This is a genomic window from Gallibacterium trehalosifermentans, from assembly GCF_042433055.1.
Lineage (GTDB): Bacteria > Pseudomonadota > Gammaproteobacteria > Enterobacterales > Pasteurellaceae > Gallibacterium > Gallibacterium trehalosifermentans.
Genome location: NZ_JBHLWB010000003.1, coordinates 156,737 through 179,935, shown reverse-complemented (window position 1 = coordinate 179,935; position 23,199 = coordinate 156,737). Strand labels below are relative to the sequence as shown.

The window sequence follows — 23,199 nt, the reverse complement described above, 5'->3', positions numbered from 1 at the left end:
GCTCCGAAAAACAGTGGTTAATATTTAAAATCAACTAAGCTTAATGACTTTCATCGAGGAGAATTCCCATTTGCGCAAGCGGCTCACCTAATTTGTTTACCGCTTCACCTAGAATACGAGTATCTTCTTTTGACAGTTCTGTATAAGCTTTGTAATCATGTTGACCTACTTTATATTTATCTAATAAACCATTCACATTAGCAAATTGCTTATCTAACTCTTTCACTAATTTAGCATCTTTCTTTTCCAATCTTGGCTTAAGGATTTGATAAATTTTTTCCGCACCCTCCACATTGGCCTTAAAGTCATAAAGATCGGTACGCGAGAAAATCTCTTCTTCACCTGTAATTTTACTGGTGGACACTTCATTTAATAAATCCACCGCACCTTGAACCATTAAATCACCTGTAACCTCTACGGTTGGTACTTTAGCACGTAATTCTTTCACGTCATTAAGTAATTGATCCGCAATCTCTTCTGTGCCTTTGGTGGTATTTTCTGTCCATAAGATTTTTTCAATTTTATGGAAACCTGTCCAGATTTGATCTTTTTCTAAATCCGCTTCGCGTGCATCAATACGAGGATCTAAATCCCCAAAACTCTCCGCTATCGGCTCTGAACGTTCATAATACATTCTGATTAATGGATACGCTTTTTTCGCCTCTTCTAACTTTCCAGCTTTTAAATCCGCAACAAATTGTGTTGTCCCTTTCACTAACGCATCAATTTGTTCAACAACAAATTCTTGATATTGTTTAGTTTCTTTAGACAAATCAACAGGTGCAGCAAGGAGAGAATTAGAAAAAAGAACGGTAGATGAAATGATTGTTGCTAATGCAAATTTTTTAAACTTAGACATAAATTACCCCATAACAGAACATAAATAAAAATAAATCTCATCTCTATTTGATTAAATTATGGCAAATAAGAATTAATGTCAATAACAATTAGAAAAAAATGGCAAATGGCAAATGGCAAATGGCAAATGGCAAATGGCAAATGGCAAATGGCAAATGGCAAATGGCAAATGGCAAATGGCAAATGGCAAATGGCAAATGGCAAATGGCAAATGGCAAATGGCAAATTATCAAAACTTAACTATGGAGAAAAAAGAATTAATTGATTTGAAATGGCGCATCCGAGAGGATTCGAACCTCTGACCGCTCGGTTCGTAGCCGAGTACTCTATCCAGCTGAGCTACGGATGCGTTGAAAATAGAATTGTTCACCAATCTTACCTTTATTCGCTAATTTACCTTAGAGTATAAGTAAATGGCGCATCCGAGAGGATTCGAACCTCTGACCGCTCGGTTCGTAGCCGAGTACTCTATCCAGCTGAGCTACGGATGCGTCGAATAAATGGCGGTGAGAGAGGGATTCGAACCCTCGATAGAGTTTTAAGCCCTATGCACCCTTAGCAGGGGTGTGCCTTCAGCCTCTCGGCCATCTCACCACGTTTGGTTGAGACGCTATAATATGGATTTTAGAGAATAAGTCAACGCTTTTTTATGAAAAAAACAGTTTTTGCGTTTGATTGAATGGATTATCATCAAAATAAAACCTTGATAACCATACTTACCTTATTTTCCCGCTATCCTTACTTTTAATTATCTGCTAATAATGCTTTTAATCGAGCAAACCCCTCTTGTCGCTGTTGCTGTTTTTGCTGTTCTGTTAATGGGGCTTTATCTTTTTCCCAAACTAAATCATCTTGTGGTAATTCTAATAAAAAACGGCTTGGTTCCGTATGAATAATCTCCCCCATTTGTCGACGTGTTTTACAATGCGAAAAAGTCAATTCCTTTTGCGCTCGTGTAATACCGACATACGCCAGACGACGTTCCTCCTCAATATTATTATCATCGATTGAATTTTGATGTGGCAAAATCCCCTCTTCCATACCAATTAAATAAACATAAGGAAACTCCAGCCCTTTCGAAGCGTGTAGGGTCATTAATTGAACCTCATCATCACTTTCTTCATTTTCATTACGCTCTAACATATCACGTAGCGTTAACCGTAATACCACTTGAGCTAATGTCATCGGTGGATTAAATTCATCTCCAGCTAACATATCATGGACCCATTGCAACAACATGGCGACATTTTTACTTTGTATTTCTGCCGTTTTCGGATTATTTGCCTGCTCATATAAATAAGTCTCATATTGCAAATGGGCAAACATTTCTCGAATTGCCTGCTGAGGATCACTGCGTTCCACTTGATCCGATAAGTTAACGATCCAGTCAGCAAACATTTGTAAAGCTGTATAGGCTTTCGGTGTAATGCGTTGTAACAACTCAAAATCAAAAATTGCAGCAAATAAAGAACAGTGTTTTTCTTTTGCTAGTGTCCCTAACTTTTCTAAAGTCGCCGTACCAATTTCCCGTCTTGGCGTATTTACAATACGAATAAAAGCAGAATCATCATCTTGATTGACTAACAACCGCAAATAAGCCATGACATCTTTAATTTCTACGCGGGAAAAAAAAGAGGTTCCACCTGAAATTTTATAAGGAATACGATTTTGCATTAATACTTTTTCTAACAATCGAGATTGATGATTACCTCGATACAAAACCGCATAATCACGATAGGCTGTTTTATGCAAGAAGCGATGCGTAATTAATTCAGCAACAATACGTTCTGCTTCATGCTCTTCATTCTTCGCTTCAATAACCTGTAGTGGTTCGCCTTGCCCTAATTGAGAAAATAATTTTTTCTCAAAAAGGTGATCATTATTATCAATTAAAATATTGGCGCAATGTAAGATCCGCTGCGTTGAACGATAATTTTGCTCTAATTTAATCACGGATAAATTAGGAAAATCATCTCGCAACCGCCCGATATTTTCTGGTTTTGCACCACGCCAAGAGTAAATTGATTGATCATCATCACCAACAACCGTTAACCCTGCACGCTGCCCAACTAACAATTTAATCAATTCATACTGACTTGTATTTGTATCCTGATACTCATCAACAAGCAAATAATCAATTTTTTTCCGCCACTTCTCACCTATTTCTTGATTATGGCGCAACAAAAGTGTTGGCAACATAATTAAATCATCAAAATCCAGTGCATTATAGGCGTGCATTTGTTCTGTATATAATTGATAGCATTCTGCAAAGGTACGATCTAGTGGCGTTTTGGCTAACTGTAATGCTTGTTTTGGTAAGATAAGATCATTCTTACACGCTGAAATATAGTTAATTAACTGGCTAATCTTATCCTTATCGCCCAAGAAAACTGTTTCTGTTAATTCATTCAATAACGATTTCTGATCATATTCATCAAACAATGTCATATTTGCTTTAAAGCCCAACGCCTTATGCTCACGCTTAATCAGATCAAAGCCCAATGTATGAAATGTTGAAACGATTAAACCTTTACTTTTTTGACTGCCAATAGAATGGGCAACACGTTCTCGCATTTCACGAGCTGCCTTATTTGTAAAAGTTACTGCTGCAATATGTTTTGGCGAATACCCACACTGCTCAATTAAATAAGCTATTTTATTAATAATCACCCTTGTTTTACCTGAACCAGCACCAGCGAGAACAAGACAAGGTGTATCAACTGTTGTAACGGCTTGTTGTTGTTGTTTGTTGAGTTTCATCAGGAACTAAATTTATATCATGCAAAGACACATAAGATACTATGAAATAACATGAGTATCTAATTATGATTGTATAATTTTTTATTGATTGATAAAAAACAAGACCCGCCTAAATAGACGGGTCTTTTCTTCTTTTCTGTTTCTTATCAATTACTTGATAATGCTCGCTACCACGCCTGCACCTACTGTACGGCCACCTTCACGGATAGCAAAACGTAAACCTTGGTCCATCGCGATTGGGTGGATTAAGCTTACTGTCATTTTGATGTTATCGCCAGGCATTACCATCTCTACGCCTTCTGGTAACTCGATTGTTCCTGTTACGTCAGTTGTACGGAAGTAGAACTGTGGACGGTATCCTTTGAAGAATGGCGTATGACGTCCACCTTCTTCTTTTGATAGTACGTATACTTCTGATACGAAATCTGTGTGTGGGGTGATTGAACCTGGTTTCGCTAATACTTGACCACGTTCGATTTCTTCACGTTTTGTTCCACGTAATAATGCACCAATGTTCTCACCTGCACGACCTTCGTCAAGTAATTTACGGAACATTTCTACACCTGTTACTGTTGTTTTTGTCGTTTCTTTGATACCAACAATTTCAACTTCTTCACCTGTTTTGATGATTCCGCGCTCTACACGTCCTGTTACTACTGTTCCACGACCTGAAATTGAGAATACGTCTTCAATTGGTAATAAGAATGGTTGGTCGATTGCACGTTGTGGCTCTGGAATATAAGTATCTAGGTGGTTTGCTAACTCTAGAATTTTTTCTTCCCATTCTGCATCGCCTTCTAATGCTTTTAATGCTGAACCACGTACGATTGGTGTGTCATCTCCTGGGAAATCGTATTGAGATAGAAGTTCACGCACTTCCATTTCTACTAATTCTAATAACTCTTCATCATCTACCATGTCGCATTTGTTTAAGAATACGATGATGTATGGTACACCTACTTGGCGTCCTAATAAGATGTGCTCACGTGTTTGTGGCATTGGACCATCTGTTGCGGCTACTACTAAGATTGCACCGTCCATTTGTGCTGCACCAGTAATCATGTTTTTTACATAGTCAGCGTGTCCCGGACAGTCTACGTGTGCATAGTGGCGTGTTGCTGTATCGTATTCAACGTGTGAGGTGTTGATGGTGATACCACGCGCTTTTTCTTCTGGTGCATTGTCGATTTGGTCAAATGCACGTGCCGCTCCACCAAAGTGTTTCGCTAATACTGTGGTGATTGCTGCTGTTAATGTTGTTTTACCATGGTCAACGTGACCGATTGTACCCACGTTAACGTGCGGTTTTGTACGTTCAAATTTTTCTTTAGACACGATAATTTCCTTTTTTAATTAAAATCTACAACTCACTATATAAGTGAGTTGCAGTTGTTACAATTATTTCGCTTTGCGAGCTTCGATTACTGCAGTTGCTACGCTAGCTGGTGCTTCAGCATATTTCAATGGTTCCATTGAGTATGAAGCACGACCTTGTGTTTGTGAACGAAGATCTGTTGCATAACCAAACATTTCTGATAATGGTACTTCTGCATTGATCTTAGTAACAAATTCATTGCTTTCTTGACCATTAACAAGTGCACGACGACGGCTTAAATCGCCAATTACATCACCCACATAATCAGCTGGGGTTTCAACTTCCACTTTCATAATTGGTTCAAGTAATACTGGGTTCGCTTTAGCAAACGCCGCTTTAAATGCGATTGATGCTGCTAATTTGAACGCCAATTCTGATGAGTCTACATCATGGTAAGAACCGAAATGTAAACGAACACCAAGATCCACTACAGGATAGCCTGCTAACGGACCTGCTTTAAGCTGTTCTTGAATACCTTTATCAACTGCTGGGATATATTCACCAGGGATCACACCACCCTTGATTTCGTTGACAAACTCGTATCCTGGACCTTCTGGATCTAATGGGTAAAGATCGATCACAACATGACCGTATTGACCACGACCACCAGATTGTTTTGCGTGTTTACCTTCAACATCATTAACACGAGTACGGATTGTTTCACGGTAAGCAACTTGTGGTTTACCAATGTTTGCTTCCACTTTAAATTCGCGACGCATACGGTCAACGATAATATCTAAGTGTAACTCACCCATACCAGAGATAATGGTTTGACCAGATTCTTCATCAGTATGCACACGGAATGATGGATCTTCTTGTGCAAGGCGACCTAATGCTAAGCCCATTTTTTCTTGGTCAGCTTTAGTTTTTGGCTCAACCGCTACAGAGATTACTGGCTCAGGGAACTCCATACGCTCAAGAATAATTGGTTTATCAGGATCACATAATGTATCTCCTGTAGTTACTTCTTTCAAACCAATCGCTGCGGCAATATCCCCTGCACGAACTTCTTTAATTTCTTCACGTTTATTAGCGTGCATCTGAACGATACGACCAAAACGCTCACGTTTTTGTTTTACTGAGTTCATTACAGTATCGCCAGAATTTACCACACCTGAGTAAACACGGAAGAAGGTTAAGTTACCCACAAATGGGTCAGTTGCAATTTTGAATGCTAATGCTGAGAATGGTTCTTCATCACTTGCATGACGTTCACCTTCAGTTTCATCAAGGTTGATACCTTTAATTGCTGGAACGTCTGTTGGTGCTGGTAAATAATCAATTACCGCATCAAGCATTGCTTGAACACCTTTGTTCTTAAATGCAGAACCACAAGTGATAAGAATAATTTCATTTGCTAATACACGTTGACGTAATGCTGCTTTAACTTCTTCTTCAGTTAATTCTTCACCGCCAAGGTATTTTTCCATTAACTCTTCAGACGCTTCTGCTGCTGATTCGATAAGGTTTTGATGCCATTCATCAGCTAAATCTTTTAATTCAGCTGGAATATCTTCATAAGTGAATGTCATACCTTGATCTTCTTCATTCCAGTTGATTGCTTTCATTTTAAGAAGATCGATAACACCTTTGAAGTTATCTTCTGCGCCAATTGGTAATTGAATTGGTACAGCAGTTCCACCTAAACGGGTTTTAATTTGTTCAACCACACGTAAGAAGTTTGCACCTGTACGGTCCATTTTGTTCACGAATGCAATACGTGGAACACCATATTTGTTCGCTTGACGCCATACAGTTTCAGATTGAGGTTGAACACCACCTACCGCACAGTAAACCATTACCGCACCGTCAAGTACACGCATTGAACGTTCTACTTCGATAGTGAAGTCCACGTGTCCTGGAGTATCGATAATATTGATACGGTGTTGTGGGAATTGTTTTGACATACCTTGCCAGAAGCAAGTTGTTGCCGCAGAAGTAATGGTAATACCACGCTCTTGTTCTTGTTCCATCCAGTCCATGGTAGCTGCACCATCATGAACCTCACCGATTTTATGGCTTACACCGGTATAGAAAAGAATACGTTCTGTGGTAGTTGTTTTACCTGCGTCGATGTGAGCACTAATACCGATATTACGATAGCGCTCAATTGGAGTAGTACGTGCCACGATTATTTCCTCTCGCTAGGCTTAAAAAGATAAACCAGCAAGCCTTAATCATAAGACTTGCTGCATAAAATAAATTACCAACGGTAATGTGCAAATGCTTTATTAGCTTCTGCCATACGATGAACGTCTTCACGTTTCTTAACTGCAGCACCTTTGTTTTCTGCCGCATCTGATAACTCATTTGCAAGACGTAATGCCATTGATTTATCACCGCGTTTACGAGCTGCATCAACAATCCAACGCATACCTAATGCGTTACGACGAACTGGACGAACCTCTACTGGTACTTGGTAAGTAGAACCACCAACACGGCGAGATTTAACTTCTACAGTTGGACGAACATTTTCTAATGCTGCTTCAAAGGCTTCCAAATGATCTTTACCAGTTCTTTGTGCCAATGTATCTAAAGCAGTATAAACAATTTTCTCAGCGATAGATTTTTTACCATCTACCATTAAAACATTAATAAATTTTGCAAGTAATTCTGATCCGAACTTTGGATCTGGAAGGATCTTGCGTTGACCAATTACACGACGACGTGGCATGGCTTTTTCTCCGTATATTAAATCTTCAGGTTATCCAAAACTCTATTTCTGGAGTCTTGTATGCTATCTATGTTTTCTAAATTAAACGTTTGGCCTTACTTAACGGAGAACCATTAAGCTTTAGGACGCTTCACGCCGTATTTAGAACGACCTTGTTTACGATCTTTTACGCCTGCGCAGTCTAATGCACCGCGTACGGTGTGGTAACGCACACCTGGTAAGTCTTTAACACGACCGCCACGAATTAATACAACGGAGTGTTCTTGTAAGTTATGACCTTCACCACCGATATAAGAGGTTACTTCATAACCGTTAGTTAAACGAATACGGCATACTTTACGTAGTGCTGAATTCGGTTTTTTAGGTGTAGTAGTGTACACACGAGTACACACGCCACGTTTCTGCGGGCAAGCCTCTAGTGCAGGAACGTTGCTTTTTACAACCTTCTTCACACGCGGTTTGCGTACTAGCTGGTTGATAGTTGCCATTAAAAAGCTCCAGTTTAAATAAAAAATAATTCACTATTGAATGTTAAATTAATCCCATTCCATAAAAGAATGGACGACGCATTCTATTCTTTAACGATTGGTATGTCAAGGCTTTACCGCCTCGATTGTTATAGACTAATTTGTGGGAAATATTCTTCAGTTAATTTGACAAAATCGGTCAGGCTAATCAAAGAAAAAGCTGTATTCTCAGGAGAGAAATAATGCTGCAAATGACGTGCTATCACGTCATTTTCTAAAACATAATAATGAGTATCTTGAAAAAGCATTGGATATTTTAGTGGTAATAACACACCATTTTGCCAAAGTAGAATGGCATCTTGCTCTGTTATCTGAGCAACTAATTCTTCTAATTGCTGTAAATCATATTCGCTACGAGAAAAAGTATAAAACATATAAAATCCAATCAAAAAGTGAGCACTTTTTCTGTTTGTTTGAGTAAATGAATAAATTCAGCCTTTTTTAATACTGTAACAGGAAGTAATAATGGTTGGTGAGTTAATTGATAACGAACAAGATCTTCATGGCTCACAAAACATTGTTTTATTTCATATAAATCCAATAATTTAAGCATTGCTGCTGTTTCTTTTTGTAGAATCACTTCAGCTTGCTGTCCTGTTAAAAGATTTAACACGCCATCATGCAAAAAGAAAACTGCAATATCTTGCTCATCACAGTAAGCAGACATTGCTAATAATGTGTCAATGCCTTCCCTAACACTACTATTACCATAAGGGCTTTGCGTAAAAACAAATGCAATTTTCATTTCACACACCTTAAAAAGTGATCACACGATCAGCGGTTAAAACTGCCTGACTAAACTCACCTAAACCAGCTAAAACAAAGCCAGATGCAAGATTATTCTGTTCTTTAGCAAATGCCGTTTCATCATTTACCACCCCTCGCCTTTGCGCTGCGGCAATACAAAGATAAAGTGGAAAATGATGCTGCGCTGATAGTTGCTGCCATTGTTTGACTAAATGAAATTCATCATTGGCAGGATAAACATAGCCATTACCATGACTAACTCCTGCTTGAGAAAAGAAGACTTGATCAATGATATGCCCTGCCTGTAACAATGCTCGTGCAACTTGATAGGCTAAAAAACTCGCTTCTGAACCATAAACTGGTTGAGTAACAGACAGTACATAACGCATTATTTTTGCTCGTCCTGCTTAATTTGACGGATATAAAGATAAACGGTATGACGCGAAATACCTAAACGTTCCGCCACTTGATTAATGGCATCTTTGATATCAAAAATCCCCTTTTCAAATAATGAAACCACAATTTGTTTATTCTTATTATTGTTAGAAACATTGCGATCATTGGTAACGTCCTCAATAGTTTGCTCTACTGTTTGTGCAACCAACTCTTCAACTGAAGAAGCAAAATTCACCTCTGACGAGCTTTCTTCCTGCTCATGTGTAGGCAAAAAACCTTGAATAAATTCAGACATAGGCACATTTAAATTCATATTAATGCAAAGTAATCCTATGATACGTTGTTGTGAGTTACGAATTGCGATGCTAATTGATTTCATCAATCCATTACTTTTTGCGCGAGTAAAATAGGGTTGAGAAACACTATCTGTTTTCATTTGATGCAAAGAACGTAATGCAAGATCAGTAATAGGTGAACCTACCTTACGATTCGTGTTATGTCCATTTGCAATACAAATTGCAGAATTTGTTAAGTTCTCTAAAGAATGTAATACAATTTCGCAATGCTCTCCTATTAATGCCGCAATGCCTTTCACCACGGGAATATATGACTGCAAAATATCATGATCTTCTTTACTAAATGGCTGTTCTTCTTGTAAAAAGATCTCATCATCTAAATTCATAACCACTCCAAATTAAAAAAGAGTAACGAACATTGCTGCTCGTTCTCTTTTTTGCTTTAACTCTCACTATTTATTATTTGATTTCACATCTAATAATTCGATATCAAAAATCAAAGTTGAGTTTGGCGGAATTTGTCCTGTTTGCTGATCACCATATGCAAGATTTGGTGGTAATACTAATTGAATTTTACCGCCTTTTTTAATTAATCCAATACCTTCAACCCAACCAGGAATAAGTTGATTTAATTGGAATTCAATCGGTTGATTACGTTTATATGAGCTATCAAATTCTGTTCCATCAATTAATGTTCCACGATAATTCACTTTTACTGTATCTGTTGGATCTGGTGATTCTCCTTCACCAGCATTTTCAATACGATACAGGATACCTGAAGCCGTTTTATTCACGCCCTCTTGTTTAGCATATTTATCGCGATACTCTTTCCCTTTTTTCTCATTTTCTTTAGCAATTTTCTCTAATTGCGCTTGTGTTGCTTTAGTTAGTTCTTCATCTAAAGCTTGTAGTTGTTTTTGTAATGCTTCATCTGAAAGTGTAGTTTTTCCAGTTAATGTATCTTTTACCCCGTCTAAAATTTTAGCACTGTCATATTTAATTAAAGATTTTTGCGATTCTAATGATTGTTGAATATTTTTTCCCATAAACACACCAATCGCATAAGAAGAATCATCAATGAATTTTTTATCTTTTAGTTGAGAATCTTCTGCTAAACTTTGGTTGCTAACAGCTAAAAAAATTAATCCAGAAAGAAACGTTGCTTTGTGAATAGAACGCATAATTGTTTGTTCTCCATAAGAAAAAGAATAGATTATTAGTGCTGTAACTTGAATGAATAGGGTAAAATGATTTTTAAAAATATACAATATTTATTTCTATTTAAACCAAATTATTACGTTTTTAACAATACTGAAAACTTAATAGCAATTCCGTCTGTTATTATCAATGCGATAAAGGATACACAATGACTATCGAAGATACCGTTTTCTCACAACGTATAGATGAATTGGAAATGAAAGTTGCCTTTCAAGAAAATACGATTGAACAACTTAACCAATCTATTATTGAACAGCAATTTACTCTTGAAAAAATGCAGTTGCAGCTACGCTATCTTGCACAAAAATTAAAAGATATGCAGCCATCAAATATTGCAACTGCTGCAGAGGAAACACCTCCACCACATTATTGATAATAAAAAAGTTAAAAAACCTCCGCAGACGCAGAGGTTTTTTCGCGCTATAATTAATCTTCGTCTTTTAATGGTACAACTAACATATCAACATCAATATTATTCATGACTTGACGAGTTGATGACATCAATTTACTCCAGAAGTCTTGGTGATGCCCTACAACAAGGATATCAACATCATATTTATCTACGGCATCTGATAATACCGTACCAAGATCACCGTTACCGCAAAGCGTTTCTGTAACTGGATAACCTGCTTGTTTCGCCAGTTCAACCAATGCGTCATGAGTTTCATCGGAAATACGATCTTGCATAGAAGACATATTTACATCGACTAACCCAGTATAAAGGTCGGAAAAATTAACATCGACATGAATAATGGATAATTTAGCACTATTGTTTTTAGCAACTTGCACCGCTTTTGCTAATAAAATATTACTTTCTTCTGAAAGGTCAACTGCGACAAGAACATGCTTATACATAATGATTCCTCCATTTATAATCAGTTAATCGAATAAGCTTGGTCATTATATTAGCACTAAACATAAGGAAAAAATTTGCGGTTGATCACGCTATTAAAAACAAATCAAAATTAAATCTAAAATGGAGCAAAAAATGGTAACAACATTAGAAAAATTTGCAGAAGTAATTGCTCAATTACGTGATCCTGAAAAAGGTTGCCCTTGGGATTTAGAACAGAGTTATCAAACGATGCCGCCTCATATTTTAGAGGAAGCTTATGAAGTGGTTGAAGCTATCAATCAGGACAATCGTCAAGATCTGAAAGAAGAACTTGGTGATTTATTAATGCAGGTTGTTTTTTTAAGCCAATTAGCGAAAGAAGAGAATGCATTTACATTAAATGATGTTATTCATGGTATTACGGATAAAATTATTCGTCGCCACCCACATGTATTTGGTGAAGTTGAAGCCAACACTAGTGAAGAGGTGTTAAAAAATTGGGAAAAGATTAAACAACAAGAACGCCACAATAAGCAGCAATTTTCTATTCTCGACAATATTCCAGCTGCATTACCTGCTTTGTTACGTGCGACAAAATTACAAAAGCGCTGTGCTAAAGTCGGTTTTGATTGGTCTGAAACAGCACTTACCTTACAAAAAGTGGAAGAGGAGCTACAAGAAGTTCGTGATGAATTAGATAAATTGCCACAAAATCCAACTACTATTGAAGAGGAAATTGGCGATCTGTTATTTGCAGTAGTCAATGTCGCCCGTCATTTACATATCAATCCAGAGGAGGCTTTACGCAAAGCTAATCTTAAATTTGAACGACGATTCCGCCAAGTGGAACAAACCATTGTGAGTTCTGGACGCCATTTAAAGGAAGCCTCTCTCAGCGAAATGGATCTACTCTGGAATCAAGTTAAACAACAAGAAAAACAAGGAGAATAACTTTTAGCTATGTTTGCTCGTATTTATTCATGGTTTGAAAAACGTCTTAATCCTTATCCTGATGATCTACCAACTGTACCACAACAAGGCTTACTTAAATTTATCTGGTCTTGTATAGAAGGTATGCGGGGCTGGATTTTACTCCTTACCATTATGGTAATAGGTATTGGTGCAATGGAAGCGATATTGTTCCAATTTATGGGAACCCTCGTTGACTGGTTAACAAACTATTCACCTCAACAATTATGGCAAGAAAAACAGCTGCAATTACTTGGTATGGCTGGATTATTACTATTTAGTATTGTTTGGTCTTTCATTGCTTCTAATATTCATCTGCAAACATTACAAGGTGTTTTTCCAATGCGTTTACGCTGGAATTTCCACCGTTTAATGCTAGGGCAAAGTTTAAGTTTCTACCAAGATGAATTTGCTGGTCGTGTTTCTGCAAAAGTGATGCAAACTGCTCTCGCCGTTCGCGATACTGTACTCGCTATCTCTGATGTGATGACCTATGTTATCGTCTATTTTATTACGTCTGGTGCGGTATTAATGACTTTAGATAGTTGGTTTGTATTACCATTTATTATCTGGTTAGTAGTCTTTGCAATTATATTAAAAATCTTTATCCCAAAATTAGCCTATACCGCTGAACGACAAGCTGATGCACGTTCATTAATGACAGGACGTGTAACTGATGCTTATTCTAATATCACGACCGTTAAACTATTTTCACATGGTTTTCGTGAAGCGAGTTACGCCAAGCGATCTATGCAAGAGTTTATGGTAACTGTCCACGCCCAAATGCGCTTAGCAACTTCGCTTGAAGCACTAACCTATTTCACTAATATCTTACTCACTCTTAGCACAGCTTTATTGGGGTTATGGTTATGGAGTACAGGAAAAACAGGTGTCGGTGCGATTGCCACTGCGATAGCAATGGCATTACGTGTTAATAATCTTTCTCGTTGGATCATGTGGGAAGCAGCACGTTTATTTGAAAATATTGGTACAGTGAATGATGGTATGCATACACTTTCTAAACCACATACCATCGTGGATAAAAGCAATGCTACTGATCTTACGGTAACTAAAGGTGAAATTAAATTTGCTAATGTACAATTTGCTTATGAAAGCGATAAACCTCTGCTCTCTAAATTTAACCTAACTATTAAGCCTGGAGAGAAAGTCGGGTTAATTGGACGTTCTGGTGCAGGAAAATCAACCATTGTTAATCTCTTACTCCGTTTTTATGAAGCTAATCAAGGGGACATTACGATTGATGGACAAAATGTTTGTGATGTTCGCCAAGAAAGTTTGCGTAGTCAGATTGGATTAGTAACACAAGATACCTCATTACTACATCGTTCTGTACGAGAAAATATTATCTATGGTCGCCCTGATGCTACTGAAGAAGAGATGATTTCTGCCGCCGAACGAGCCGAAGCAGCCAATTTTATTCCTGCGCTTAGCGACGCTCAAGGTCGCCGTGGTTATGATGCACACGTTGGTGAACGAGGCGTCAAACTCTCTGGTGGTCAGCGCCAACGTATTGCAATTGCACGTGTGATGCTAAAAGATGCTCCAATTCTATTATTAGATGAAGCGACCAGTGCATTAGATTCTGAAGTTGAAGCGGCAATTCAAGAAAGCCTAGATAAAATGATGGAAAATAAAACCGTTATCGCTATTGCTCATCGCCTCTCTACCATAGCGGCGATGGATCGCTTGATTGTGTTAGATAAAGGACAAATTGTAGAACAAGGCACTCACGCTGAATTGTTGGAAAAAAATGGACTTTATGCCAAATTATGGAAACATCAAAGTGGTGGTTTTTTAAGTGAGCATTAATTCCATATAAAATGAACAAAATGTGCGACATTAGGTCGCACATTCTTTATCCGCCTACTTCTGCTTACACTGCGCAATAATATCCAATTTTTCCTGATATACCGATGTATTTGGATTCATATCCATTAAGCCAAACAGGGTGCTATACAAATTATCTTGTGAATAAGATTGTTGAGCTGCATTTTTCCGTAAGCAGTCAAAATCAATATTTTCATTTTCTTTAAATCGATCCGAAAACCACATAATCATTGGAATATGTGTTTGTTGTGCTGGTGCAATCGCATATGGTGTCCCGTGCAAATATACTCCATTTTCACCCAATGATTCGCCATGATCAGACAAATAGTAAACAGCTGCCTCTAATTCAGAATGTGCAGACACTTTCTCAATTACATTATCTAAGAATTGATCAATATAGAGAATTCCATTGTTATAGGTATTCACTAACTGTTCATTGGTACATTTTTGAATTTCATTGGTATCACACGTTGGTGTAAAACGACGATATTCAGGTATATAACGCTCATAATAGGTTGGTCCATGGCTACCAATCGTATGCAAAACTAACACGGTATCTTTTTTAAGATTTCGCAGCACATCATCAATATGATCTAATAAAATATTATCCAAACATTCACCATCTTGACAGTATTTTGGATCCGTTGACGAGACGATATTTTTACTCGGTACACGTAAACACACGCCTTTGCAATCACTGTTGTTATCAATCCATAAAATCTCCACACCTGCACGTTGTAATACATCTAGGATATTATCTTGATGAGCTGCTTTCACTGCATCATAATTATCTTTCCCCATACCTGAAAACATACAAGGTACAGATACCGCCGTTGATGTTCCACAACTGGTAACATTTTTAAAATTGATAATTTGATCACCACGTGCTGCTAATAATGGTGTCGTTTGTGGTTGATAACCATTCAATCCCCAATTTTGCGCTCGGGTTGTTTCTCCCACAACTAATACCGTCAGATGAAGATAATCATCAGGCTTTTCTTGTGCTGCATCTAAGCCCAACTCAGTATAGGGCATATTGGCTTGTTGAATACGCTTAACTTCGTTTATTCCAGCACTAATAAAATTCGATGGCACAATCAAAGCGGGGACACTCTTATTATTTCTCACAAAAGAGGCATAATCTTGATAAAATCCTTTCGCAATACCCGCTATCACCACAACAGATAACAAAATCATGGCAATACGATAGGCAATTTCTTTATACCAACGACGATAATCTACTTTCACCAACACATAAAGCAATGAGGGAAAAACACCAAAACCAAGAATCCATAAAATATAAGGTAATGTAACCGTGCGTGATGCTTCAGCAAAATTTGTCTGCAACACATTTTCCAACATATCTGTTGTGAAATAGACATCTAGAAAAACTTCGCTATACCCCACTGCTGCACTGATCATCAGTAGCGCAGGCATTATTATTTTATGCAAAACGGGTAAGGCAAATAATTGAAATACAGCATTTAGTACAAAAAAGACAAAAAATGGCACAGTTACTAAAAAATAATCTTCTGTTTCACCAGTAAAGGGGTGAAGTTTTAAGACTTTGGCATAAAACGCATAATTTAATACTAATGTGAAATAGAGTGAAACCAAACTAATTAACGTTGTCGAACGTAATGAGAATGACGCTATTCGCATAAATGAATTATCTCCATAAGCTATACAATAAAAGCGGGGGTTTGACATTATGGAGGTGAAAAAGTTCTTAATGACTATACTGTAATTTCATAAAAAATACCTGCTCGTAATAAGCAGGTATTTTAACTTTCCTAATAGAGAAAATGAGAACTTATAATTCATCAATAATACGATATACCCAATTCTCTAATGGATCATTAATTTTCTTCATTTCAGAATGCATCTCTAGCAACATTGTCTTCTTTATCTCTGAATAGGCATCATCATAGAAAAGATTTACCATTTCTTCTGGATCATTTTTCACATCATATAGTTCACAAACATCACTCGCATTGAAAACCAGTTTATAATCCTTACGTCGCCACATTCGTTGTTCAAAATAAACAAAATGCCCCGCTAATTGTGCTAATAAGCCCTTTCGATCATTATTTTTACCTTGACGAACAATAGGTAAAATACTTTGTCCTTCAAAACAAGGCGGTATTGTTTGCTCTACGACATCAAATACAGTAGAGGTTAAATCATGTAGATACACTAAATTGTCATCTCGTTGATTAATCCTATTTGAAAGTGGATCTTTAACAATCAACGGAATGTTATATGTACTATCAAACATAAATTCACCTTTTTCGATCATTCTATGCGCCCCCATCGCATCACCATGATCAGCAGTAATTACAATAAAGGTGTCCTCATATAATCCCTTTTGTTCTAAAAATTTAAATAATTCTCCTATTGCATCATCAATGAGCGTGATATATCCCCAGAATTTTGTAATTACCTCTCGCCAATGTTCTTCACTCGCTTCCCACATTCCCCACATTTTAGAGATTGTTCTATAATGTCCAGGTTTACCTTCTAATGGCTTAAAGAAGCTCTTATCAAGCACAACATCTTTTGGATCATACATTGAGTAGTAAGGCTCTGGTACGATACAAGGTGTATGTGGTCCCCAAAAGTTTATCCAAGTAAAAAATGGTTTTCCTTCATCTAATGATTCCTGAATAAATCGCTTAGATTCATCAATAATAAAATAAGGGATTGTTTGCTCTTTGGAGCCAGATAAAAGCCCACATAGTTCTTGCACACGTAAATGTGGATTATCCCCAAAATAGGCTTTGCTTACGCTTGGAATGTCTAATTGATTTTCCACTAACCATTCTTTATAGCGATTAGAATGTGTAGGCGGTTGATTGAAAACAAGATCCTTATAAACTTGGCTACCTGGGTAACCATAACCATCAAAATTATGTCCTCGTATTCCGTAATCAGCAGGTACAGATTTTGTACCAACATGCCACTTTCCAGCAACATAGCAGTTATAACCTGCTAAATTAGAGATATTCGGTGCTTCTGGGCTAATTTCCCCCGTTCCCCCTTTTTCACCATTTCTAATAATGCCGTGCGAAGAGGGCATTAATCCTGTAAACAGTGATGTTCTTGCTGGTCCGCACACTGATGCAGGTGTAAACGCATTGTCAAAACATACCCCTTCTTTCGCTAATCTATCTATATTGGGTGTTTTCACAATGCTATGCCCATACGGGCCTAGCATATCTTTTCTTACTTGGTCTAATAAAATATAAATCACATTACTCATATTTAAGCCTTCTGTTTATTTTTACCTACAACAACTAATAAAACAGCTTGCAATACTAAATAACCGCCTATGACCCATAGCGGTTTGCCCTCTGCGGAAGCTAATCCAACTGGAGATAAAAGTGTATAAAGCGCAATTAAACCTAAAATTAATGAGGCAACAGTAATATTGACATATTCCCAATTACTTAGGTCAACATTACTTTTATTTTCGGTATTATCTTGATACGGAGTGGCTCGTCTTAAGAAAATGCCTAAAGTTAACATCACAACCACATCAAAAACAAACAAAGCAGCCATAACGTATACAAAGTTAATTTTTACATTAAACACCCATACAATGAGGAAATATAAAACAACATGTAATAACAAAGCAATTCGAGCAGCTACTCCAGAAACTGTTTTATTAAATAATCCAACTGCAAACAGGGCAACAATCGGAATATTCACAAAACCTGCAAATCGTTTTGTAATTAAGAAAATACCATCAGTACCAAACATTAGTAATGGTCCGATAATAATAGTCACAATCGCCATAATAGCAGAAACTTTTTTCGCATAAGTAATTAACTCTCTATCACTAAATGTCTTTTTCGTGATTGAAGGTAATAAATCTTTACAATAAATAGTTGCTGCTGAATTTAAGAAGGAATTAAAGGTACTTAATATCGCACCAAATAGTGCCGCCACAAAAAAACCTTGTAATACAGTTGGTAATACTCGATTAACTAATTCAGGATAAGATAAATCAATAGGATTTAATCCTTCTCCAATGATGTGGAAACTTAATAATCCTGGCACATTTAAGATTAGCGGTAAAAGTAAGAGAAATAGTGCTGCAATTAAGATTCCTTTTTGCCCTGCTTTTAGATCTTTAGCACCTAAAGCACGTTGTACAATCGCTTGGTTCGTTGTCCAGTAAAAGAAATGAACCAACATAATACCAGTAAATATTGTTGGCCACGGTACAGCATCAGTCGCACTACCAATCGCATTAAACTTTTCTACGTGTGTTGTACCAATAATATGTAACCCTTCTGAAAAACTTCCATTCCCTAAATAAATCAAGCCAAAAATTGGCACAAGAATCGCTCCAATAACTAAAATAATTGCATTAATTGTATCCGACACGGCAACTGCTTTTAATCCACCAAAGATCGCATATGCAGCACCAACAACACCAATTGCCATTATGGTATAAACAATAGATTCTCCATAACTAATCCCAAATGTGGCTTCTAAATTAAAAATCTTATTAAAAGCAATAGCACCAGTATAGAGGGCTGTTGGAATAACAATAAAAAGATAAAAAACTAAAAAAAGACCTGACATAATTAAACGTGTTTGTCGGTCAAATCGATTTTCAAAAAATTCTGGAATAGTAGTGTATCCGTTTCTAATATACTTTGGTAATAAATATAGTGCTAAGAAACACAATGGAATAACAGTTGGTACTGTCCACGCAATAATAGAAAAATTTCCTGCATAAGAGTTTGCATTTACACCAATAATTTGTTCTGTTGATAAGGAAGTTAAAATCATTGAACAACCAATTACAAACCCACTTAAACCTCTACCTGCAAGAAAATACCCTTTTGAAGTGGATAAATCATCATTTTTTGTTTTTAGCCACGAAATCCACGCGACACCACCCGTAACCAGTAAAAAACTAAGAATTGTTAATAGCATATTGCCTCCTGTACTCTTTTTACTTGATATTTATAAATTAAATATCTCTTTGTAGCATAATGGCTTCTAATGCTTTTCTATTATGATAATAATCATAGGAGGTATGTGAGAAAGATCACAAATTTAAAATATAAGTAAATAACTCAAAAACTAATAATTGATAAAGTCATATTTTTTGATATAGACGTTTAATAAAATATCTAAATCTGTGATTCGAATCACAGTTGTTTTATAACAATGATCATACTTATTCCTCTTTATTCCTCCTTATAATCCTAATTACTTTTAATTGCAGAAGGTAACAACAAGTTTAAATTTATTATGATTAATATCATACCCTTTGCTATTTCTTATATTCACATTTCAATCCATAAATAAAGGAGGAAGAAACTATGTTTACATTCTTTAGCTGCATTGCCTTTATGGCCTTTGTGGCTTGGTATTCGTGGTATAAAACAAAAGGAACAATATCAACCTCTAATGGTTATTTTCTTGCAGGTAATAAATTAGGAGCATTATTTATAGCAGGATCATTACTATTAACAAATATATCAACTGAACAATTAGTAGGGCAAAGTGGTGTCGCCTATGCTGGAAATATGACAGCACTAGCGTGGGAAATTTGGGCCATTCGAGGGATTATACTATTGGCAATTTTATTCCTCCCTATGTATCTCGGTGGTGCTTTTTCTACTATGCCCGAATTTTTAAGCTCACATTATGGAGAAGGTACACGAAAACTTATCGTTTATCTTTTTATGTTTGGTTATTTATTTGTCTGGTCTCCAACGGTTTTATATGGCGGTGCACTAGCGTTGATGAAGATACTAAATATCGAATCCTATTTAGGCTTATCTAAAATGGAAGCACTTTGGCTTTGTACGATTGTTATCGGCGTGATCGGTGCAATCTATGCCGTTGCTGGAGGATTAAAAGCTGTTGCAATTTCAGATACGTTAAACGGGATTGGACTTTTAGTTATTGGTTGCCTTGTTCCTATTTTTGGTTTACTTGCATTAGGCGACAAAATACAAGGTAATTTACTGGAAACATTACATTATATTGCGGTAACACATACTGAAAAACTTGATGCTATTGGTACAGGATCGCAATTAGATGCTATTCCAATTGCTGCTGTCTTTACTGGTTTAATGGTACTCGCCACTTTCTACTGGGGAACAAATCAATTCATTATTCAACGTGCATTAGGTGCAGAAAGTTTACGCTCTGGACAAAAAGGTCTATTGCTTGCAGGTTTCTTTAAAATGATAGTGCCTTTTATTGCACTTTTTCCTGGGTTACTTGCATTCCACTTATATGGAGAAAATTTTGAAAGCAAAGATTTAGCTTATCCTACTTTAGTTTCTAATGTTCTACCTGCACCTTTATTAGGGCTTTTTATTGCAGCATTACTTGGTGCTGTCTTTTCAACTTATAACTCACTGATTAATTCTGCCTCTACATTATTTGCAGTAGATATTTATAAAGCCGTAATTAACTCAAACGCAAGTGATCAAAGGGTCATTTATATTTCAAAAATTTTTGGAATTATTTGTTCAATATTAACTATTATTATTGCCCCTAATTTATTTTATGCTCCACAAGGATTATTTATCTTTTTGCAACAATTTACTGGGTTTATCGCTATTCCAATTGTTAGCCTAGTATTATTAGGATTATTTGGAAAACGCATTCGCATTCCAGAGTTAGCTGCAAAATTTATTATTATCTTTCATGTCATCATCTATTATTTACTTGTCTTTGGCTTAAAGAAATATATTCATATCCATTGGATGCACGTGTATGGATTATTATTTGTTGCAGAAATCATTATTTTAATTTTATGGGGAATCATCAAACCGAATAAAAATCAAATTAAGCTCACTGTAAATAGATCAAAAATAGATATGCAAGCATGGAATTATTCATTATTAACGAGTGGAATTCTCATTTCTATTGCATCGCTAATTTATATTTTATTTTCGAAAGTTGGATTAGCTTATGATCAAGGTGTTGTTTCTCCTGATTTTTGGACTTACTTTATCAGTGCCTTAGCTCTATGCGTATTAGTTTGTATCTGGCTGCATATTAAAGTACAGCCTATTTATAATCGTTATATCCATACTCGATATAATAGCACCACGAATAATAAGGAATAAATTATGCAGAAAAAACCAAATATTCTTTTTATCTTACTTGATGATTATGGTTGGTCTGATACTGGTTGTTATGGTAGCTCATTTTATGAAACGCCTAGATTAGATCAGTTTGCCCAAGAAGGAGCTCGCTTCACTGATGCCTATGCGGCCTGCCCAGTATGTTCTCCGACAAGGGCAAGTATTTTAACAGGAAAATATCCTGCTAGATTAGGAATGACACAGTGGTTAGGTGGATATTCCGAAGGAAAATTGGCTGATGTGCCTTATATTGATCACCTTAGCACTGAAGAATTTTCTCTAGCGAAAGCATTAAAAGAGGGAGGCTATAATACTTGGCATGTCGGAAAATGGCATTTAAGCAAGCATAATGAACAGCGTTTTGAAACTTATCCAGAAAAACATGGATTTGATGTCAATATTGGCGGATGTGATTGGGGACACCCATTTAAAGGTTATTTTTCTCCTTATGGAATTGAAACTCTCGAAGATGGACCAGAGGGCGAATACCTTACAGATCGTTTAACTGATGAAGCGATAAAATTAATTAATAATAGTAGTGATACAGATAAGCCTTGGTTTATGTATCTATCTCATTATGCCGTTCATACGCCAATCCAATGCCATACACATCTCGTAGAGAAATATCGAGCTAAAGCACGTAGTTTAGGGCTTGATCAAATAGACCCTTTTGAAAAAGGGGAACAGTTTCCTTGCCTACATAAACAAGATGAATATGTGCTAAGACGCACAATCCAAAGTGATCCTGTTTATGCGGCGATGGTAGAAAATCTAGACTGGAATATTGGCCGAGTGCTTGATTGTTTGAAAGAAAATGGGATAGAAGAAGATACGATTGTCATCTTTTATAGCGACAATGGAGGGCTTGCCACTGCTGAAGGATCGCCGACAACAAATAAACCGTTATGTGAGGGAAAAGGGTGGATGTATGAGGGAGGTACTCGAGAACCATTAATCATTCGCTGGAAGGGCAAAATTGAGCCAAATATCCTGTTAGAAACACCTGTAACATCAACTGATTTTTATCCTACATTATTAGAAGCCGCTGGATTACCTTTACGCCCAATGCAACATTGCGATGGTGTTAGCATTCTTCCTCTTTTAATGCAGCAACAAAAAACGATTGAAAGAGCATTATTTTGGCATTATCCGCATTACAGTAATCAAGGTTGTACTCCTGGCTGTTCTATTCGTGATGGTGAATGGAAGTTACTTGAGTTTTTTGAGGACGGAAAACTAGAACTTTATAATGTATATAAAGATATTGGAGAACATTATGAGGTAAGTGAGCAATATCCAGATGTCGTGCAAAAGCTGAAGAAGAAATTAGATAAGTGGAAGCAAGATGTTGGTGCTCGTATTCCTGAACCAAATCCACATTATCATAAATAGGCATAATTTATTCCTATCTATTCTGGAATCATAACTTCAGAATAGATATTTATTATGTCAAACCAAAATATTTTGTTACAAAAACAAATGAATGTAGCAATAAAATGATCACTAAAAAGTGGTTTAAAACGATACCGTCCAAAAAAGTGTATCTTTTAGGACGGTATCTACACTTGT

Annotated in this window: 21 protein-coding genes and 3 tRNA genes; 6 read left to right on the top strand and 18 right to left on the bottom strand. The window is 36.6% G+C overall.

The genetic code is table 11. The features are described 5' to 3' along the window. Window positions 1-40: 40 nt before the first annotated feature. On the bottom strand, window positions 41-859 hold the full coding sequence (efeO, locus tag ACFFHK_RS04200) for an iron uptake system protein EfeO (protein ID WP_382369825.1): 819 nt from the start codon (window positions 857-859) through the stop codon (window positions 41-43). A gap of 98 nt (window positions 860-957) precedes the next feature. On the opposite strand from efeO, the gene ACFFHK_RS04195 reads away from it, so the two are divergent. Beyond that, window positions 958-1,098, top strand: a complete 141-nt coding sequence (locus ACFFHK_RS04195; protein WP_382369822.1) for a hypothetical protein — start codon at window positions 958-960, stop codon at window positions 1,096-1,098. Between the two features lie 32 nt (window positions 1,099-1,130). On the opposite strand, the gene ACFFHK_RS04190 is transcribed toward ACFFHK_RS04195, so the two are convergent. The 13 genes from ACFFHK_RS04190 to fkpA all read right to left on the bottom strand — a co-directional run bounded on the left by ACFFHK_RS04190 (window position 1,131) and on the right by fkpA (window position 10,814). Next, window positions 1,131-1,207 (bottom strand) — tRNA-Arg (locus ACFFHK_RS04190). A 65-nt stretch (window positions 1,208-1,272) separates the two neighbouring features. After that, window positions 1,273-1,349, bottom strand: a tRNA-Arg gene (locus ACFFHK_RS04185). 10 nt (window positions 1,350-1,359) lie between these two features. Beyond that, window positions 1,360-1,452 (bottom strand) — tRNA-Ser (locus tag ACFFHK_RS04180). A gap of 150 nt (window positions 1,453-1,602) precedes the next feature. Then, window positions 1,603-3,618 carry a DNA helicase Rep gene (gene rep / locus ACFFHK_RS04175; protein WP_382369819.1) on the bottom strand — a complete coding sequence of 672 codons (2,016 nt, stop codon included), beginning with the start codon at window positions 3,616-3,618 and terminating at the stop codon, window positions 1,603-1,605. A 150-nt stretch (window positions 3,619-3,768) separates the two neighbouring features. Then, the gene (tuf, locus tag ACFFHK_RS04170) at window positions 3,769-4,953 is read right to left on the bottom strand and encodes an elongation factor Tu (protein WP_382369816.1); all 1,185 of its coding nucleotides are present in this window, start codon (window positions 4,951-4,953) and stop codon (window positions 3,769-3,771) included. Window positions 4,954-5,016: 63 nt separating this feature from the next. Further along, window positions 5,017-7,122 carry an elongation factor G gene (gene fusA / locus ACFFHK_RS04165; RefSeq protein ID WP_382369813.1) on the bottom strand — a complete coding sequence of 702 codons (2,106 nt, stop codon included), beginning with the start codon at window positions 7,120-7,122 and terminating at the stop codon, window positions 5,017-5,019. A gap of 74 nt (window positions 7,123-7,196) precedes the next feature. Continuing rightward, window positions 7,197-7,667 carry a 30S ribosomal protein S7 gene (gene rpsG / locus ACFFHK_RS04160; RefSeq protein WP_382369809.1) on the bottom strand — a complete coding sequence of 157 codons (471 nt, stop codon included), beginning with the start codon at window positions 7,665-7,667 and terminating at the stop codon, window positions 7,197-7,199. 113 nt (window positions 7,668-7,780) lie between these two features. Next, window positions 7,781-8,155, bottom strand: a complete 375-nt coding sequence (rpsL, locus tag ACFFHK_RS04155) for a 30S ribosomal protein S12 (RefSeq protein WP_013745731.1) — start codon at window positions 8,153-8,155, stop codon at window positions 7,781-7,783. Between the two features lie 128 nt (window positions 8,156-8,283). Further along, window positions 8,284-8,568, bottom strand: a complete 285-nt coding sequence (locus tag ACFFHK_RS04150) for a DsrH/TusB family sulfur relay protein (protein WP_382369804.1) — start codon at window positions 8,566-8,568, stop codon at window positions 8,284-8,286. An 11-nt stretch (window positions 8,569-8,579) separates the two neighbouring features. Continuing rightward, window positions 8,580-8,939, bottom strand: a complete 360-nt coding sequence (gene tusC / locus ACFFHK_RS04145) for a sulfurtransferase complex subunit TusC (RefSeq protein WP_382369801.1) — start codon at window positions 8,937-8,939, stop codon at window positions 8,580-8,582. Between the two features lie 10 nt (window positions 8,940-8,949). Continuing rightward, on the bottom strand, window positions 8,950-9,330 hold the full coding sequence (gene tusD / locus ACFFHK_RS04140) for a sulfurtransferase complex subunit TusD (RefSeq protein ID WP_382369798.1): 381 nt from the start codon (window positions 9,328-9,330) through the stop codon (window positions 8,950-8,952). Further along, window positions 9,330-10,019, bottom strand: coding sequence for a helix-turn-helix transcriptional regulator (locus ACFFHK_RS04135; RefSeq protein ID WP_382369795.1), 690 nt, complete (start codon window positions 10,017-10,019; stop codon window positions 9,330-9,332). The genes tusD and ACFFHK_RS04135 overlap by 1 nt, the downstream gene beginning before the upstream one ends. 66 nt (window positions 10,020-10,085) lie before the next feature. Beyond that, entirely contained in the window at window positions 10,086-10,814 is a 729-nt protein-coding gene (gene fkpA, locus ACFFHK_RS04130; protein WP_382369792.1) for an FKBP-type peptidyl-prolyl cis-trans isomerase, read from the bottom strand. 185 nt (window positions 10,815-10,999) lie between these two features. Here fkpA and ACFFHK_RS04125 point away from each other — a divergent pair, with 185 nt between their 5' ends. Further along, window positions 11,000-11,224 (top strand): SlyX family protein, encoded by a 225-nt coding sequence (locus ACFFHK_RS04125; protein WP_382369789.1) that lies wholly within the window; start codon window positions 11,000-11,002, stop codon window positions 11,222-11,224. A gap of 53 nt (window positions 11,225-11,277) precedes the next feature. Here the strand turns inward: ACFFHK_RS04125 and uspA are convergent, their stop codons facing one another. Continuing rightward, window positions 11,278-11,706: a universal stress protein UspA gene (uspA, locus tag ACFFHK_RS04120; protein WP_382369786.1), complete on the bottom strand. Its 429-nt coding sequence runs from the start codon at window positions 11,704-11,706 to the stop codon at window positions 11,278-11,280. Between the two features lie 133 nt (window positions 11,707-11,839). On the opposite strand from uspA, the gene mazG reads away from it, so the two are divergent. Both mazG and ACFFHK_RS04110 read left to right on the top strand, forming a co-directional pair. Continuing rightward, window positions 11,840-12,637, top strand: coding sequence for a nucleoside triphosphate pyrophosphohydrolase (gene mazG, locus ACFFHK_RS04115; RefSeq protein ID WP_382369783.1), 798 nt, complete (start codon window positions 11,840-11,842; stop codon window positions 12,635-12,637). Window positions 12,638-12,646: 9 nt separating this feature from the next. Beyond that, window positions 12,647-14,485 (top strand): ABC transporter ATP-binding protein, encoded by a 1,839-nt coding sequence (locus ACFFHK_RS04110; protein WP_382369780.1) that lies wholly within the window; start codon window positions 12,647-12,649, stop codon window positions 14,483-14,485. Between the two features lie 54 nt (window positions 14,486-14,539). On the opposite strand, the gene ACFFHK_RS04105 is transcribed toward ACFFHK_RS04110, so the two are convergent. The 3 genes from ACFFHK_RS04105 to ACFFHK_RS04095 all read right to left on the bottom strand — a co-directional run bounded on the left by ACFFHK_RS04105 (window position 14,540) and on the right by ACFFHK_RS04095 (window position 19,453). Then, a complete protein-coding gene (locus tag ACFFHK_RS04105) occupies window positions 14,540-16,165 on the bottom strand; it encodes a phosphoethanolamine transferase (protein ID WP_382369777.1) in 1,626 nt (541 codons plus the stop codon). Window positions 16,166-16,316: 151 nt separating this feature from the next. After that, window positions 16,317-17,765, bottom strand: a complete 1,449-nt coding sequence (locus ACFFHK_RS04100; protein WP_382369774.1) for a sulfatase family protein — start codon at window positions 17,763-17,765, stop codon at window positions 16,317-16,319. A 2-nt stretch (window positions 17,766-17,767) separates the two neighbouring features. Further along, window positions 17,768-19,453, bottom strand: coding sequence for a solute:sodium symporter family transporter (locus ACFFHK_RS04095; protein ID WP_382369771.1), 1,686 nt, complete (start codon window positions 19,451-19,453; stop codon window positions 17,768-17,770). Between the two features lie 392 nt (window positions 19,454-19,845). Here ACFFHK_RS04095 and ACFFHK_RS04090 point away from each other — a divergent pair, with 392 nt between their 5' ends. Both ACFFHK_RS04090 and ACFFHK_RS04085 read left to right on the top strand, forming a co-directional pair. Beyond that, window positions 19,846-21,612 carry a solute:sodium symporter family transporter gene (locus ACFFHK_RS04090; RefSeq protein WP_382369768.1) on the top strand — a complete coding sequence of 589 codons (1,767 nt, stop codon included), beginning with the start codon at window positions 19,846-19,848 and terminating at the stop codon, window positions 21,610-21,612. A gap of 3 nt (window positions 21,613-21,615) precedes the next feature. Then, on the top strand, window positions 21,616-23,022 hold the full coding sequence (locus tag ACFFHK_RS04085) for a sulfatase (RefSeq protein WP_382369765.1): 1,407 nt from the start codon (window positions 21,616-21,618) through the stop codon (window positions 23,020-23,022). The last annotated feature ends 177 nt before the right edge of the window (window positions 23,023-23,199 follow it).

Bases quoted from the DNA above. Each gene is read 5' to 3' on its own strand.
- fkpA (WP_382369792.1), bottom strand. From the start codon at position 10,814: ATGCGTTCTATTCACAAAGCAACGTTTCTTTCTGGATTAATTTTTTTA.
- ACFFHK_RS04095 (WP_382369771.1), bottom strand. From the start codon at position 19,453: ATGCTATTAACAATTCTTAGTTTTTTACTGGTTACGGGTGGTGTCGCG.
- tusC (WP_382369801.1), bottom strand. From the start codon at position 8,939: ATGAAAATTGCATTTGTTTTTACGCAAAGCCCTTATGGTAATAGTAGT.
- mazG (WP_382369783.1), top strand. From the start codon at position 11,840: ATGGTAACAACATTAGAAAAATTTGCAGAAGTAATTGCTCAATTACGT.
- ACFFHK_RS04090 (WP_382369768.1), top strand. From the start codon at position 19,846: ATGTTTACATTCTTTAGCTGCATTGCCTTTATGGCCTTTGTGGCTTGG.
- ACFFHK_RS04110 (WP_382369780.1), top strand. From the start codon at position 12,647: ATGTTTGCTCGTATTTATTCATGGTTTGAAAAACGTCTTAATCCTTAT.
- rep (WP_382369819.1), bottom strand. From the start codon at position 3,618: ATGAAACTCAACAAACAACAACAACAAGCCGTTACAACAGTTGATACA.
- uspA (WP_382369786.1), bottom strand. From the start codon at position 11,706: ATGTATAAGCATGTTCTTGTCGCAGTTGACCTTTCAGAAGAAAGTAAT.
- rpsG (WP_382369809.1), bottom strand. From the start codon at position 7,667: ATGCCACGTCGTCGTGTAATTGGTCAACGCAAGATCCTTCCAGATCCA.
- ACFFHK_RS04085 (WP_382369765.1), top strand. From the start codon at position 21,616: ATGCAGAAAAAACCAAATATTCTTTTTATCTTACTTGATGATTATGGT.
- ACFFHK_RS04195 (WP_382369822.1), top strand. From the start codon at position 958: ATGGCAAATGGCAAATGGCAAATGGCAAATGGCAAATGGCAAATGGCA.
- efeO (WP_382369825.1), bottom strand. From the start codon at position 859: ATGTCTAAGTTTAAAAAATTTGCATTAGCAACAATCATTTCATCTACC.
- tusD (WP_382369798.1), bottom strand. From the start codon at position 9,330: ATGCGTTATGTACTGTCTGTTACTCAACCAGTTTATGGTTCAGAAGCG.
- ACFFHK_RS04100 (WP_382369774.1), bottom strand. From the start codon at position 17,765: ATGAGTAATGTGATTTATATTTTATTAGACCAAGTAAGAAAAGATATG.
- ACFFHK_RS04105 (WP_382369777.1), bottom strand. From the start codon at position 16,165: ATGCGAATAGCGTCATTCTCATTACGTTCGACAACGTTAATTAGTTTG.
- ACFFHK_RS04135 (WP_382369795.1), bottom strand. From the start codon at position 10,019: ATGAATTTAGATGATGAGATCTTTTTACAAGAAGAACAGCCATTTAGT.
- ACFFHK_RS04150 (WP_382369804.1), bottom strand. From the start codon at position 8,568: ATGTTTTATACTTTTTCTCGTAGCGAATATGATTTACAGCAATTAGAA.
- ACFFHK_RS04125 (WP_382369789.1), top strand. From the start codon at position 11,000: ATGACTATCGAAGATACCGTTTTCTCACAACGTATAGATGAATTGGAA.
- rpsL (WP_013745731.1), bottom strand. From the start codon at position 8,155: ATGGCAACTATCAACCAGCTAGTACGCAAACCGCGTGTGAAGAAGGTT.